The 14,732-nt window shown below is 43.3% G+C and carries 13 protein-coding genes; 5 read left to right on the top strand and 8 right to left on the bottom strand.

Annotated features, from left to right (window positions below; all coding sequences use genetic code 11):
* Positions 1–859 precede the first annotated feature (859 nt).
* On the top strand, positions 860–1,555 hold the full coding sequence (locus K1X76_12290; protein MBX7149841.1) for a pirin family protein: 696 nt from the start codon (positions 860–862) through the stop codon (positions 1,553–1,555).
* Complete coding sequence (gene trmFO / locus K1X76_12285; GenBank protein MBX7149840.1) at positions 1,552–2,877, top strand: methylenetetrahydrofolate--tRNA-(uracil(54)-C(5))-methyltransferase (FADH(2)-oxidizing) TrmFO; 1,326 nt, start codon at positions 1,552–1,554, stop codon at positions 2,875–2,877. The genes K1X76_12290 and trmFO overlap by 4 nt, the downstream gene beginning before the upstream one ends.
* Here trmFO and K1X76_12280 read toward each other — a convergent pair.
* The 4 genes from K1X76_12280 to K1X76_12265 form a co-directional block, all read right to left on the bottom strand.
* Positions 2,867–3,346, bottom strand: coding sequence for a histidine phosphatase family protein (locus K1X76_12280; protein MBX7149839.1), 480 nt, complete (start codon positions 3,344–3,346; stop codon positions 2,867–2,869). The two genes, trmFO and K1X76_12280, sit on opposite strands and share 11 nt — an antisense overlap.
* The gene (gene ppk1, locus K1X76_12275) at positions 3,343–5,478 is read right to left on the bottom strand and encodes a polyphosphate kinase 1 (protein MBX7149838.1); all 2,136 of its coding nucleotides are present in this window, start codon (positions 5,476–5,478) and stop codon (positions 3,343–3,345) included. Before ppk1 ends, K1X76_12280 begins: the two co-directional genes overlap by 4 nt.
* Before the next feature lie 62 nt (positions 5,479–5,540).
* Positions 5,541–7,085: a hypothetical protein gene (locus K1X76_12270; protein ID MBX7149837.1), complete on the bottom strand. Its 1,545-nt coding sequence runs from the start codon at positions 7,083–7,085 to the stop codon at positions 5,541–5,543.
* A gap of 182 nt (positions 7,086–7,267) precedes the next feature.
* On the bottom strand, positions 7,268–9,550 hold the full coding sequence (locus K1X76_12265; protein ID MBX7149836.1) for a CHASE domain-containing protein: 2,283 nt from the start codon (positions 9,548–9,550) through the stop codon (positions 7,268–7,270).
* Positions 9,551–9,704: 154 nt separating this feature from the next.
* Between K1X76_12265 and K1X76_12260 the strand changes: the two genes are divergently transcribed.
* Positions 9,705–10,091, top strand: coding sequence for a hypothetical protein (locus K1X76_12260; protein MBX7149835.1), 387 nt, complete (start codon positions 9,705–9,707; stop codon positions 10,089–10,091).
* Between the two features lie 61 nt (positions 10,092–10,152).
* On the opposite strand, the gene K1X76_12255 is transcribed toward K1X76_12260, so the two are convergent.
* Positions 10,153–10,482 (bottom strand): SWIB/MDM2 domain-containing protein, encoded by a 330-nt coding sequence (locus K1X76_12255; GenBank protein MBX7149834.1) that lies wholly within the window; start codon positions 10,480–10,482, stop codon positions 10,153–10,155.
* A 208-nt stretch (positions 10,483–10,690) separates the two neighbouring features.
* On the opposite strand from K1X76_12255, the gene K1X76_12250 reads away from it, so the two are divergent.
* Both K1X76_12250 and K1X76_12245 read left to right on the top strand, forming a co-directional pair.
* On the top strand, positions 10,691–11,347 hold the full coding sequence (locus K1X76_12250) for a hypothetical protein (protein ID MBX7149833.1): 657 nt from the start codon (positions 10,691–10,693) through the stop codon (positions 11,345–11,347).
* Positions 11,348–12,210: 863 nt separating this feature from the next.
* Positions 12,211–12,984, top strand: coding sequence for a hypothetical protein (locus K1X76_12245; protein ID MBX7149832.1), 774 nt, complete (start codon positions 12,211–12,213; stop codon positions 12,982–12,984).
* A 205-nt stretch (positions 12,985–13,189) separates the two neighbouring features.
* On the opposite strand, the gene K1X76_12240 is transcribed toward K1X76_12245, so the two are convergent.
* The 3 genes from K1X76_12240 to K1X76_12230 form a co-directional block, all read right to left on the bottom strand.
* A complete protein-coding gene (locus K1X76_12240; GenBank protein MBX7149831.1) occupies positions 13,190–13,804 on the bottom strand; it encodes a hypothetical protein in 615 nt (204 codons plus the stop codon).
* Entirely contained in the window at positions 13,801–14,265 is a 465-nt protein-coding gene (locus tag K1X76_12235; protein MBX7149830.1) for a hypothetical protein, read from the bottom strand. Before K1X76_12235 ends, K1X76_12240 begins: the two co-directional genes overlap by 4 nt.
* Positions 14,253–14,732, bottom strand: a 480-nt coding sequence (locus K1X76_12230; GenBank protein ID MBX7149829.1) for a hypothetical protein, incomplete at its 5' end; no start/stop codon positions are given. The genes K1X76_12230 and K1X76_12235, both read right to left, overlap by 13 nt.

The raw sequence follows: 14,732 nt of genomic DNA, 5'->3' as shown, positions 1-14,732 counted from the left end.
TTAGCCAATTCTTTGGACTTGGCCAAACGCCGACCCATCTGCCAGTAGGTTTTAAGGCGAATCGCATTCGCCGCTTCTAAGCCTTGCCGCATGATTTCCGTAAGATCGGTAACTAAAGTTTTGTATTGGGAGTTTGGAGTTAGAGACGGCACACGCATAATTTACGCAAAACAGACAAAAAATCAACTCGTAAATTGTGCTAAGTGTGCCGTGGCGCAAGCCGAAGGCTTGGCCTCCCCGCCTTTAATAGGGGTGGGCGGCCGAAAGGCGGGTTCCCCACGGGTGGGTGGGGGCAAGTAGGCCACGCCGTCAGGCGACTGGCCACGACCCGGGCCGGACCAGGCCCGAGCTGGCTAGAACCGTAACCCAGGCACGGAAGGAATAACGATCACCCAACTTTGCGCGCCCCTCTTTCAAGAGCACTTTTAAAAAACAAACCCCGGACCTGGAGTGGACGGTACCGAAAAAATAAAAGTACGCTGGGGTTGGCGTGCAAAGCGGAGGGGTTTGGGGAGGAGCTTTGGACAATTCTGCGGATGCTTCTTCGGGGACCCGAGGCGAGGAACGGGCGGGCCTGTTGCCCCGCGTTGCGGGGCAGGGAGCAAAAGACGTGACACTGAGCCAAGGCGAAGTGGCGCGGGTTTTGCGTCAGAACGGGTTATGCGCTGGGTTTATTTTCAAGCGCGCGGTTTGTTCTCAAAAAATCTGAGCCAATTTTCTTTAACGTGAAGCAATTTTCTCGTGGAGTTCTCGCGCCGCCACGCCTATAGTGGTGTCCGCGCAAGTGGTTTGAAAATAAGTTCGAACCATTTCGTAGAAAGAGCATATTTACCTGGCTGTTTCAAATCTAGAGGTCTTTATGCAAATACGTAAAGCAAGTGAAAGAGGTCATTTTAAAAACGAATGGCTCGATTCGTACCATACTTTTTCGTTTGGTGAGTATTTTGATCCCAAACACATGGGCTTTAAAACCTTGCGCGTCATTAACGAAGACGTAGTGGCTCCCGGGGCGGGTTTTCCCACCCATCCTCACCAAAACATGGAAATTGTGACCTATGTGCTCTCCGGCGAACTGGCCCATAAAGATAGCATGGGTAACGGTTCGGTCATTAAACCCGGCGATGTACAACGCATGACGGCGGGTACCGGTGTTACGCATAGCGAGTTTAATAACTCGCAAGAATCACCCGTGCATCTTTTGCAAATCTGGATTTTACCCAACCAACAAAGTTTAAAGCCCGGCTATGAAGAAATAAGATTCAATCCAGAGCAAAAACACAATCGTTTGTGTTTAGTAGCCTCTCCTCAGGGGCACGAAGGAACCGTAAAAATTCATCAAGATGCCTATATTTACGCTTCGCTCTTGGGTGGTAGCCATGCGGTTGAACATCGCATCGAAAAAGGGCGCGGTGTTTGGGTGCAGGCTATTAGTGGAGTTATCAGTGTTGATAATATCCTTCTTTCAAAGGGCGATGCGCTCTCTATTATAAACGAAGAATATATTAAAATAGCGGCCGAAGAAGATGCGGAATTTCTTCTCTTTGATCTCAAATGAAAACCCCAGTTACCATTATCGGAGCTGGTCTCTCAGGGAGCGAAGCGGCGCTTACTCTTGCTCATCAAGGAATTCCCGTTCATCTTTATGAGATGCGCCCAGTTAAGCAAACAGGGGCTCATGCAACAAGTAATTGTGCTGAGCTCGTTTGTTCCAATTCATTAGGCTCCCATATCACGCACAAGGCCTCAGGTTTACTCAAAGCCGAAACCAAAATGTTAGGTTCTCAATTATTGCCTCTTGCCGAAGAAACGGCTGTGCCGGCAGGGCACGCGTTGGCAGTCGATCGTGAAGCGTTTTCAGCTTTAGTGACACAAAAAATTAAACAAGAACCGCTTATTACCTACATTACCGAAGAAATAACCCGCATTCCGGATGGACCGGTGATTATTGCCTCTGGCCCGCTCACGTCGCCTGCGCTATCATCACGCATTGCCGAGCTGGCCGGTGAAACACATCTTTATTTTTTTGACGCGTTAGCCCCCATTGTTACGCGTGACTCTATCGACATGACTATTGCCTTTAAGGCATCACGTTATGATGAAGAGGCTCCCGGTGATTACATTAATTGTCCCTTAAATAAAGAAGAGTACGAAAATTTTGTGGCAGAATTACTGAAGGGAGAGCGTATTCCGCTTAAAGAATTTGAAGAAGCGATTGAAGGTGGTGTTAAAGCCGGCCTGCATCATTTTTTTGAAGGGTGTTTACCGGTGGAAGTGATTGCCATGCGCGGGCCGCGCACTTTAGCTTTTGGCCCCATGCGTCCTGTTGGCATCACCAATCCAAAAACCGGCAAATGGCCTTATGCTGTGGTTCAGCTGAGGCAGGATAATGTGGCCGGCTCGCTCTATAATCTGGTGGGGTTTCAAACCAATTTAAAATTTGAAGAGCAGGAGCGGGTGTTGCGTCTTATTCCTGGCTTGCAAAATGCCGAGTTTGTACGTTTTGGGCAAATGCATCGCAACACCTTTATCAATTCGCCACAATTGTTACAGCCAACGCTCCAATGGAAAACACGCGATAATTTATTTTTTGCAGGCCAAATTACCGGTGTGGAAGGGTATATGGGAAATGTTGCCACGGGGCTTGTGGCTGGCCTTAATATGGCGCGCTTTTTAAAGAATGAGCCTATGCTCAATTTGCCGCAAACCACCATGCTGGGAGCGCTGCTTCATTATATTACGCATGCCGAAGCCAAACATTTTCAGCCCATGAAAGCTAATTTTGGTATTTTACCGCCCCTTGAGGGTAAAACCTTTAAAAAAGAACGTGGCAAGCTCTATGCCGAGAGAGCGCTTAAAGAAATGGAACTTATGGCTTAAAAAGCCACAGCAGTTTTCCTTTGCCGGCTTCTACATCTCCTTCAAATTCAATGGCCAGTGCGCCGCCTTTTTTAAGTTTAATCAGGCTTCGTTTGCTGCCGCTTAATAAGTAAGAGGCCCAGCGCGAGAGATGGGGTTCGTGTCCTACCCATAGGCTTATTTTTCGGGTGGTATGTCTGGAGAGCCAGTCGGTGGTGGCTTCCGGTGTGTTTTCGGGTTTTAAAGCCGGAGTGATTTGTGTTTTATGCGGGTAATGTTTTCTTAAAATTTTTCCGGTTTGTTTGGCGCGTTTTAAGGGAGATGAATAAAGAACGCCAATTTTAGGAACAAGCTTTTTTATTTTACGGGCTGTTTTTTCAAACTTTTTAATCCCTTGAGGGGTGAGGGGGCGTTTATTGTCTGGTAGTCCTGTGTCTGCAAAAATATCTCTATCTTCGGCAATCGCATGACGTACCAGAACCAGAATCATACTTTTTCACTTCCCAAACCGGCCCGCTTTTTTGCCAAATCCATCAAAAGCTGATGTGTTCCAACTTTAGTATCGTCTGTAGGTTTACGTTGGATATAGCTGCCATCACTTTGCATGTCCCAGGCTTGGCGTTCATCGGCTAAAAGAGTGCTTAAAACTTCCCATAATTTTTCACGTGAAGGAGCAGAGTAGAGTGGGGTGCACATTTCAACGCGAGAATTTAAATTACGGTACATCCAATCGGCCGAACCCATATAAAAATGGCCTTCCAAGGGATTTAAACTTCCGTTCGCAAAATAATAGAGGCGTGAATGCTCCAAGAAGCGGCCAATAACCGAGATCACCCGAATATTGTCACTTAAGCCTTTCACTCCAGGACGCAGGCAACAAAAACCCCGTACAATAAGATCAATTTTAACCCCTGCTTTGGAAGCTTCATATAAGGCAGTAATAATGGCGGGGTCTTCAAGGCTATTACATTTAGCCACAATTCGCGCTGGTTTATTTGTTTTGGCATTTTCGGTTTCGTTTTTAATTAAATCCAAAAACTTTTCACGCATGTTGATGGGGGCTACTAAAAGATGCTGGTAATCTTTTTTAAGAGAACGACCTGTTAGGTAATGAAAAAGTTCCACAACTTCTTCGGTGCGTGTGGGTTCGCACGTAAAAAAACCAAAATCATCGTACAAATTGGCGGTTACCTTGTGGTAGTTGCCGGTACCAATATGTACATACGAGCGAAGTCCTTCACTTTCTTGGCGAACAACAAGTGTAGTTTTTAAATGTGTTTTAAGCCCCACAATACCGTACACTACGTGCACGCCCGAGTTTTCCAGTTGTTGGGCCCAGTAAATATTGCGTTCTTCATCAAAGCGGGCTTTCAGTTCTACCACGCATACAACTTGTTTGCCCATTTCGGCAGCGCGGATCAAAAGCGGAATAAAGGGGCTTTCACGGCCGGTGCGGTAAAGGGTCATTTTAATAGCCAGTACTTTAGGATCGTTTGCAGCAGTTTCGATAAATTTTTCAACACTTGCTCCAAAGCTTTCGTAAGGGTGATGGACAAGAATCGATCCGCTCCGGATGGCGGCAAAAACCCCGGTTTGTGTATCGGCAAAGGCTTGTGGGATGAGCGGTGTCCAGGGTTTATATTTTAAATGGGGGATAGCCAAATCAGAAATGGCGGAAAGGTCCTGATAATCAAGCTCTCCGGGGATTTCATAATAAATATCGTCGGTAAGATCGAGCTCGTTTTTTAAAAACTGAATAATCCAATCGTTTTTATGGGCTCCAAATTCAATGCGTACCACTTCACCAAATTTACGCTGGCGCACTTCTTCACTAACAAGTTCTAAAATATTGGCTGTATCGTCTTCTTCGTCCCATTGAATATCCACATTGCGTGTGACGCGGAAAGGCATCACATCAAGCACCTCCATGTTGGGGAAGAGAATGCCCAAATTATTCATCAAAACATCTGTGAAACGGATAAAATGAAAAGTATGGATGCTGTCTTCGGTATTAAGCCTGATGAGTTGTGGAAAATTTTTGGGTACTTTAATGCGCGAGAATAAATTATCGTCTTGTCCTGGATGGCGCAACGTAACACCCAAAGAAGTAGAAAGATTGGAAATAAAAGGAAACGGGTGTCCGGGATCAACAGCCAAGGGAGTTAAAACGGGGAAAATATTTTTACGAAAATAATCGGAGCAGAAAGATTTTTGCGCGTCTGATAATTCTTCCCATTTAAAAATAACAATGCCTTCTTTTTGTAAAAGTGGAACTAAATTAGTTAAGCATTCGGCCTGTTTTTTATAAAGATCCTGAATAATAGTTTTGAGTTCTTTTAAGTGTTGTTTAGGATTAGTGCCATCGCGCACAATATCCATTTCGGCAATTTGGGTAAGCCAGCTTAAACGCTTCATGAAAAACTCATCCAAATTTGAGGTAAATATTCCTAAAAAGCGAATACGCTCCAGTAGAGGCGTGCGGTTATCCATGGCTTCGTGAAGCACACGACGGTTAAATTCCAGCCATTGGGTGTCACGATTTAAAATTTCGTCTTTTTTGGTAAAATCGTACGAATGTGTGAGTTTTAATTTTTTAGGTTTTTTTCGCGGTTTGCCAACCATTCCATATTCATAATCAATTTAGGCCTGTGCGCAAGTCTTGTTTTGTAACAATTAAGTGACGCTTAATTGGGATTGCCGGGTAGGGGAATCCCTAGTTTCTCGTCAATGGTAGTAAAATCATTGTTATCTTTTAATACGGCAAAATCAATATCGGTGGTTTGTACTTTGGAGTTAATGCGCAGGCGTTGTTGATAAGGTTCGGTATCTAGTCTGCCATTGCCGTTCCAATCGCTACAAATTGTTTTGGTGCCGGGGCAATAGCCAATTAAATAATTTTTGTCGGCATAGGTGCGCATAAACAAGACCTGATCTAAATCGAGTTCGGGGAATGAATTGCTTTCGTCTATATTATTTTCATCCAAGCTGGGCAGTAAACCCTCGGAATACCCAATATCGGTTTCAGCCAATGTATAGGGCGCATTGTTGATGCTCCATTTGTACGAATAATTCATCACGCTTGGATAATTTGGTTTATAATTTATATTATCGTCACCGCCATGCTTTAATCCTAAAGCATGGCCCATTTCGTGCATAATTAAACGGTAACGCACAAATTGCGCATATTCTTCCAAATCATCGCTTTCGGTACTATTGATGCGAGGAGCCAATATTTTTAAATTTTGACTTGTTAACTGTGCGGCTCCTCGGCCATCGCCATCGTCTTGGCTGCCCACGCAAATGGTAAGTTTGTAAAATGCGTCGGTCAAAAGAGGATTATTGATGCTTTTGTCGCCGTTGTAGGTAGTGGGATTGCTAAAACAGTCAAAATCGCGCGGCAGAGCTTGGTCGTGAACAAAATGGAGGTTAATGCCCAGGCTATGGCTGCCATCGGGCATGGTCATATCAATGGGCATGGCGGCATAGGTTTCTTTCAATTTATTTTGCACGGCTTCGCTTAAAGCGCCTGTTACAATATCGCTGCCATCGTAATAAAAATGATAATCCACTTCCATGTATAAATCTTTTTGCACAGGAGATCCGCCCAAATATTTGTAATCTACCCAATTATATCCAAAATTTTCCCAGTTATCGGGAACGCCATCCCAATCGGTATCGGCATCGTTAGGGTTTAAGTGTAAAGATGTTTCGTAGGTATTGGGAATGCCATCACGGTCGGCGTCGGCCGTTGTGCTGGTATAAAGTATAAAATTTACCATGTGATATTTTTTACCATTGGGGGCTGTAATATAGCGGGGTTTTGAAAAAATATTTCTGGTTTTATAGCCTGTTTTGGACGCGCTAAAAACGGGCGCCATGGCTGGGGCTACGGCGTCAATAGAAGGCTCTGGAGTGGTTGTTGAAAAAACATAATAGCCGTTTGCATTGGTAAGAGTGGTGCTTTTAGAGCAGCTGGCGCAGTTTTGAGTGCTGATAGTAGCGCTTGCTATCCCGCGGTTTGTAAAACCATCGCTTACCTTACCGATGACGGCATAGGTGGCATTGGACGGAATGAGCGCAATAAGTTCGGCTGGGGCCGTTTCAGATTCGTCAGGGATATCTAAAAATTCTGTATCATCACTTGCAACATCGCTGGCGCTAGTACCGCAATTGCATAAAAAGGAGAGGCTCATTAACAGCAAAAACCAGGTTGTATGGCGAGGTCTCATGATGAGGCTAAGATAAAGCAAATGGAATGCCAAATTTTAAAAAGTATCTAAAAGCTTGATTTTGAATTTCTTTCTAAAAAAAGGCCTGATTTAGAAGAGATAGAGCTGTGTCAAAATGGTCCATTATAACACAAATGTGTAGGAAAGTTTGCAGCAGGGGTGTTCACACCTCATTGTGGGGGCTATATCATTTTTAGAGGGAAAGTAAAATAAAAGCGACTTCCTTTGCCAACAGTACTTTCTACACCCACATGGCCTCCATGGAGCTGAATAATTTCCTTGCAGAGAGCAAGTCCCAAGCCTGTTCCTAAATCGCGAGCATGCGGGTTACCAGAAAATTGTTCAAATTTTGAAAATACACGCGGAATAAATTCGGCCGGAATCCCAGATCCTGTATCAGTAATACTTAATGTAACTTCTTTGGGGGTGGTGGCAATTGCTATTTCCACATATCCTTGTTTAGTGTATTTAAAAGCATTGGTTAAAAAATTAGTGATAACACGCGATATTTTGTTTTCATCCGCTTTCACCATAATTTTAGGTTGGGAATACGATTCCTTAATGGCAATTTTTCTGCTCTCAGCGGCGACTTGAAAGGTTCCTATAATATCGTGGGCTACTTCTACAAGGTCAAATTCACTTAAGTGCAAGTCTTCTTTTCCTTCTTCTATTTTTGCAACATCTAAAAGCTCGCTGGTAGATTTAACCAGTCGTTGAATAGAACGTAGTGTAATTTCCAAAAACTTTTTTTGCTGAACATTAAGCTCTCCCGCATATCCTTGATAAATTTGAGATACAGATTCTTTAAGGAGTGTAAGCGGGTTACGTAATTCGTGGCTGACGATGTGTGTAAATTGCTCCAAATCTCTATTTTTTTCTTTTAAATTTTCACGGATATACATTTCGCGTCTTATGTACGCTGCTAAAATAAAGGAAAGGGCAAAAACCAGTGCAAAACTTAGCCAAGTAAATGGGTTTTTGTAATTATTAAAAAAATCGGCAGTAGGAAAAGTTGTTACTTGATAGTGCCGTCCAAAAAAATCGAAAGACTCGTTGAAATCAAGATTTTCGTTAGCAATGCCGGTAGAAACTATATCACTATAAATTGTAATTGGTGTTTTGTTGGTAATATCTGCAAAAGAAACGGCGATATCCTTTTCGGATGTGTACGAAAAAGCCTGTTTTATAAATAACGGTATGCGAATAATGGCAGCCAAAAAACCCTTGGTATTTTCAAATGAGTTATTAGTGTTTTTTGTTTTATAAAAGGGGGCGTATACAATAATACCCTTCTGATCTTGTATTGGTTCCCGTATTAAGTCAATAGGTGCTGAAGCAATGGTTGTATTGTTTTCAGCAGCTTTTATCATAGCCTCTAACCTTATTTTTTCGGACGCGTGGTTAAAACCCAGAACCTGAGAATTATCCTGCTTTGGAGCCGAAAAGAGTACTGGTACGTAAAAATCGTACACAGGAGTTGGTTTAAAGATGTTATGACCTGTTCGTTCCTTGATGGAAATTCCAGTATTATTTTCAAATGAAGCTTTATCAGTAATGATCGGAAGCCAGTCGATGGCTTGAAGTCCCATTTTATCGATAATTGTTTTTTTGGAAAAAATATAAAATTCTTTGTCGGTAACGTTTTCTGAGCCTTCAAAGAAACCAATAAACGGTTCGAGTGCTCGCTGAATAAGTTCAAACTCTCTAGTTATGGCCATTACTTTTTCGTGAGACTCTCTCTTAAAATCATCTCTCATTGTTTCGCCATTTTGGTTAAGGAGGAGTTGGAGAAATAAAAAGGGCAAAAGTAAAGCCATTGTAAAGACAGCGCCCAGTCTGTCGAGCGGGTTTTTTTTGTTCCAGGTAAGACTGATAAATCCAATTGAAAGAGCAATAAAGCAAACGGCTGTTGGAACGGCCATGCGTGTTAAATGACCCCAGCCAAAGGCTTTATCAAAGCCCAGCACATATCCTAAAAGTGCCGAAAACGCGAATGTGGCCAGCGTGTGGCTTAGATAAAAATTAAGGTTACTTTTTACAGCTGCCGAGCCTCGAGATAGCCCCATAATTAAAAAGCCGGTGATCATAAAACAAACGGCAGTGTTGGGTGCCGGCCTGCCTATGGGAATATTAGAGGTTAATACAAATGGTGTAATAAAAAGTGTATCAACCAGATTAAAGTGATAAAAATATTCGGCTATAATGATGGCGCCAAAAAGTAAAACCAACAGACCTAATATAAAGGCTTGCTTTGATTTATTAAAGCTTAGCAACAAGAGAGAACCAGCGCTTAATAAAAGAACTAAGGCCGTGTTAAATTGCATGGGTGGAAAATTTGGAATGAGTTGAACTAAAGGTAAGCTGTGTAAAAACCAGCCCATCATTACAATGCTGCAAATGAACGTCACTACAAGCGCCATGCTTTTAGCAATAAGAAATAAACGAGCTGTAGTTTTTTTTTGCACGCGTCAATTTTACTGTCTTTTCATGAAGATGGAAAGTTATGAGTAGATTTTTATTTGTTGTCACAGTCATAAAATTGTGTAAAAAAGAAGTCTTGATAGGGGATGCCCCTATTAAAATTTAAATCTAAACCAAATTTTTTAAGGAGCCTTTGTCATGAAAAATATTTTATGTTTATTACTGTCTTTTTTGTTTGTTGGTATGACGTTAGATCAGGCTGTGGCCAGTCATCACGAAGGTTCGGCTAAAAGTGAGGAAAGTTGCAGCCGTAAAAAAGAAGACAGTTGTAAAATGTCCAAGAGTAAAAAGGGCAAAAAGGAAACCTGTCCTTTGGCTGAAAAATGCAAAAAATGTGCAAAGGGTAGCGTAAAGTGCGGAGAATGTAAAAAATGTGAAAAAGCCCGTGCAAAAGCTAAAAAAGACGCTCATGAAAAATGTGATAAATGCAAAAAAGAAGGCAAAACCTGCGATAAATGTAAAAAGAAAATGAAAGAGAAGGAAGAGTGCAGCAAAAAAGAAGGTTGCGAAAAGAAAAAGAAATAGGTTTTACTAAGAAATAAGAAATAAAAAAGGCCCCGTTTGGGGCCTTTTTTATTGGAAAGGTTTAAGCCTCAATATTGCAGGCCACTACAGCGGCCATTTGCATCATGTCAATTGTGTCTCCAGCTTTCATTTTAGTTAAATCGGTAACGGTACCCGATTTGCTGGTAGATTTGGTATTGGTAAAAATAGGCAATAATTTGTCGTCGGCCACAATAAACTTGCCGGCGTTTTCGGGTTTGCCATTTTTGGTTTTGGTTTGAAGTTTGTTAGCTTTAATATAATCCCACAATTTTTTGGTGATCTCAGTGCGGGGTAATTCGCTTTCGCCCAATAAAGCGGACAATTGAGGTTTTAATTTTACAGGTACTTTTAATCCTTTTGCTTCAGTCATGTTTAATCTCCTTTAAGTAAAATAGTGATACTACGGAGTATGTCTCTACAATTTATTGAGGGCTATGAATAGCAAAAAGATGATGCCCTCGTAGGGCTTTTTACAGAAACTACTGAAAAATAAGTGGATTATAAAAAAAAGGTCTCTTAATTTAATTTAGATTGATATAGCATTTGTATGCGTTGTGCTGGGGCTATTAGGAGGAAAAATGAAAATACTTTTTTTAATAGTTTGTTTGTTATTTCCGCTCACTGGTTTTAGCGGATACAGCGATCAGCTACCCCAGCCCCCAGAAGAAAACCCCCATCCGCCTGTTACCGAAGCCGATAAACATCGTGTGGCCTTTGCCGAAAAAGTGATTGCAGCTTTGTTGCAACAAAATTTACCCCCTGGAGATTTACTACCCGGTGATTTTTTATACAGGCCGGAATATTTGTTTAAGGTGGATGAAAATTGTTTGGCCAGTATAGATTGCCTTAAAAGTCAGAAGAATCTTTTAGGTTATATACAGACGGTTAAAACTGAATATGGAACTCCTCTAGAAATTAAAAATACTCATATTATTCCCTGGTCGTGGGATAAATATCAGCACGATAAACAGGGTAAAAGCAATACATCCGCAAGTTTAAGTGTGCCTGCAGGGGGTAGTTTAAAGATGGATCAGTCTGAATCGGCTAAAAGCGTAAGGCCAGCTCCCGTTCAAATGCCGGATGAGTTTATGATGCATGCTTATGTAAAATTTAGAGAGAACTATTGGTACCACGTGGATATTTTTGTTTCGGAAGATGAAAAGGGGAACTTAAGTTTCCGTCGGTTTTTTATTTTAATGATGCAAAATCCCATGCCGCCGGGGGTAATGTGTTGAGGAGGAATTGCGGTCCTTGGCTTTAGGCCAAGGGCACTTGTTTTCTAAGTTTCTGCGCCTCAATGCTTTGCATTGAGACAGCATTTTTCTAAGTTTCTATCTCCGCCTTACAGACGGAGCCATAAACTAAGAAAAATGCGGGTTTCTTGGAACCAGGTGGCCACCTTTTTCCAAAATAACTGCGCGGACACAGCTATAGACGAAGCCGCGCGAGAACTCAAAGACAAAATTGCTTAACGCGAGAGAAAATTGGATCACGTTTTTTGAGAACAAACCGCGCGCTTGAAAATAAACGTGTGCACAAACCGTTCTGAGGCAAAACCCGCGCCACTTCGCCTTGGCTCAGCGTCACGGCTTTTGCTCCCTGCCCCGCAACGCGGGGCAACAGGCCCGCCCGTTCCTCGCCAGGGTTTCCGGAAGAACCGGAAGATTGTGCAAAGCTCCTCCCCAAACCCCTCCGCTTTGCACATGAGCATCGTCGCACTTTTATTGTTAAGGTGCTGTCCACTCCAGGTCCTGGATTGTTTTTAAAAGTGCTTTGAAAGAGGGGTACGCAAAGTTGGGTGATCCTTATTCCGTCCGTGCTTGGGTTACGGTTCCAGCCAGCTCGGGCCTGGTCCGGCCCGGGTCGTGGCCAGTCGCCTGCGGCGTGGCCTACTTGCCCCCACCCGCCCGTGGGAACCCGCCTTGCGGCCGCCCACCCCTATTTAAGGCGGGGAACGGCCAAGCCTTCGGCTTGTGCCTCGGCACACTTAGCACAATTTACGGGTTGATTTTTTGTCTATTTTACGTAAATTGTTCTTGTGCCGTCCTTAACTCCTAAGTCTGAATACAAAACTTTAGTTACTGATCTCATGGGTATTATGCGGGAAGGCTTAGAGGCGGCTAATGCAATTCGCCTTAAAACCTACTGGCAGATGGGTCGGCGTTTGTCCAAGTCCAAAGAATTGGCTTCCGCCAATTCGGCCGCGTTGCTGGCGCAACTGGCCGCCGACCTGAACATGGAAGTCAGTCTTCTTTACCGTATCCAGCAGTTTTACACTCTGTGGCCCAAAGGGGTTCCTGATACTAAGGGTTCGGTTCTTAGCTGGTCTCATTTTGTAGAATTGCTGTCGCTTAAAGACTCCAAAGAACGTGATTTTTACGTCGCAACGGCATCCAAGCAAAGCTGGAGCCGCGATCAGTTGCGCAAAGCCATTCAAAAAGATTATTTTCATCTGCGGCAACTTCCGGCTCCGTCACAAGCCGGTGGTTTAAGTCGTCCTGTTAATCCTCTTCATACTTACAAAGCTATTGTGGAGCATGTGGTGGATGGCGACACGCTTTTAGTCCGCATCGATCTGGGTTTTGAAGTCTGGCTTAATATCCGTACCCGTTTTCGGGGGATTAATACGGCCGAGTTAGTCAAACAAGCTGTTACTCCCAACCGGGCCGATCAAGCCAAAGCCTTTGTGGAAGAAAAGCTCAAAGACCTGCCTTTTATCATCATCAAAACCTACAAAACCGACATGTATCAGCGGTATGTCTCGGATATCTTCTACCATCCCACCTTAACCGACAAAGAAGCGGTCTATTCAGAGGGTTTCTTTCTTAATGCCCAGCTTCTGGAAGCTAAGCTTGCTGATCTCATGGATTAGGTCATCTATGGTTCAAGTCAGGTCGTATTTAGGCTGTTTTGGGCTGTATTTGAGCCGTATCTGAGTCGCTTTGGGTCATTGTGAACCGTGCTTACTACTCACTTTTTAGGCCTTGGGTCGTAAATGAGCTGTATCTGGGTAGATATGGGTAGTAATGGGTCAATTGAGCTGTTTGACTATAAATAGCTGAATTGACTTATATTTATTACTCTTCAGGCTTGGAGCCGGTGTTTTTGATGTAATAGGCGTCCTTAAAGTCTCCCACCTGGCTGATTCTTCCGGCTTTCTCCATTTCGGCCAGTATCCGGCCTGCGGTACTGTTGGAAACTTTCAGTACCGTCACCACTTCTTTGCGGGTTACTTTGCCATTATCATCGATGAGGGCCAAAACCTGGTCTTCGCGGGTGGTGTACTTTTCTTCGTTTGAGGGGTTTTTGCCGGTGGTTTCTTCGTAAATCTTTTTAGAAGCCTTAGAACCGAAGAAGATACCCAGTACTTGAAGAGCCACGGCGGTTAGGTCTTTGGGTAATACAAAAGCTTTGTCGATACTACTCATCACGAAGGCGATCAAAAAGAAGACCAGCCAGAAATAAACATAAATTGATCCTCTCTTAGGTGGGTCTTCCTTGCCTACCCAGCGTTTGATTTCTTTTTCGGCGGAATACGCACCAACTAAAGCAATGTAAACCGGCATCATCCCGCCGGGCATATCGAATTTTTCTTTTAAGATGAAATCAACCAGCATCAGGCCGATGTAGGTGATGGTGTAAAGAGTCAAAAGAGGAGAAAGCACGTCTTTGAATTTTTCTTTCCAGTTCATATTTTCCCTTCTTTTGCATTATTCAAAATTTTCTGCGCGTCTTCTAAAGTTAAAATCTGTAAATCCACTAATTTTTGTAATGTCCGCGCACCTAGCACAACCAGATTAACCCCGGCAATCTTAGTGCCTCCGGCTTTGCCAGCCTCTTCAAAAGCGGTTTTCTTTTCTTCTTCCGTCACCGCGCCAGTCTTAACCATCCCGCTCCAAAGCGCGTCATAATTGGTGTATACCAATGTCCCACCGGTCAGATCGGTCAGAATTGTCCCACTTGTCAGAGAGTCTTTGTCTTTAAACTTTGATTCATTCACAACTCGCATGGTTTCACTAAAAATTTTATCAACACAATAACCACCATCCGCAAAGCCACATTCGGCAGCACTTACAGGCAATGATAAAGCCAAAGCCATAGTCACAGCGGCAAATGCCGTAGTCCATCTTCTTTTTTTCTTCAAAGCGCGCATGCCAGTCCTTTCAAGGCTTCCACTTTTCCTTCTTTCTGCTTGCCAGCAATACGGATTTTGGTTTCGCACAGTTTGGTCGGATTACCTGTTACTTCAAAGCTCAGAGGTGCAAAGGCATCCTTTGGAAACTGTTTTAAATTTACAAAGTAACTTCCATTGTTCCAGCTCGCACTTTCAGGCTGATAAATTCTCAGCTCACTATCATTAGGTTGTTTTATCGATAGGTCACTTATAAATCGGATATCTAAACGCACATCTTCTTCCGGCCCACGGCCTTCGTTGGTTACCTGTACGACGTATTCGCTGGTGGGTTGTGGGGCGGCGGGTTGGTAATCAATCAACAAGCTCCCCACCTGAGTAGGGACGGCTTTTTTCGGTTCAACGGTATTATAAAATTGTCGGACAATGATTTGTGGAGTTTTGTCTTGGAGCACATAGTTAAGCCCGGTCAAAAATAAACCGCTACT

This window comes from bacterium (assembly GCA_019695305.1).
Taxonomy (GTDB): Bacteria; UBA10199; UBA10199; order UBA10199; family JAIBAG01; genus JAIBAG01.
The sequence above is the reverse complement of the archived record's forward strand: the minus strand, read 5'-3'. Positions and strand labels throughout refer to the sequence as shown.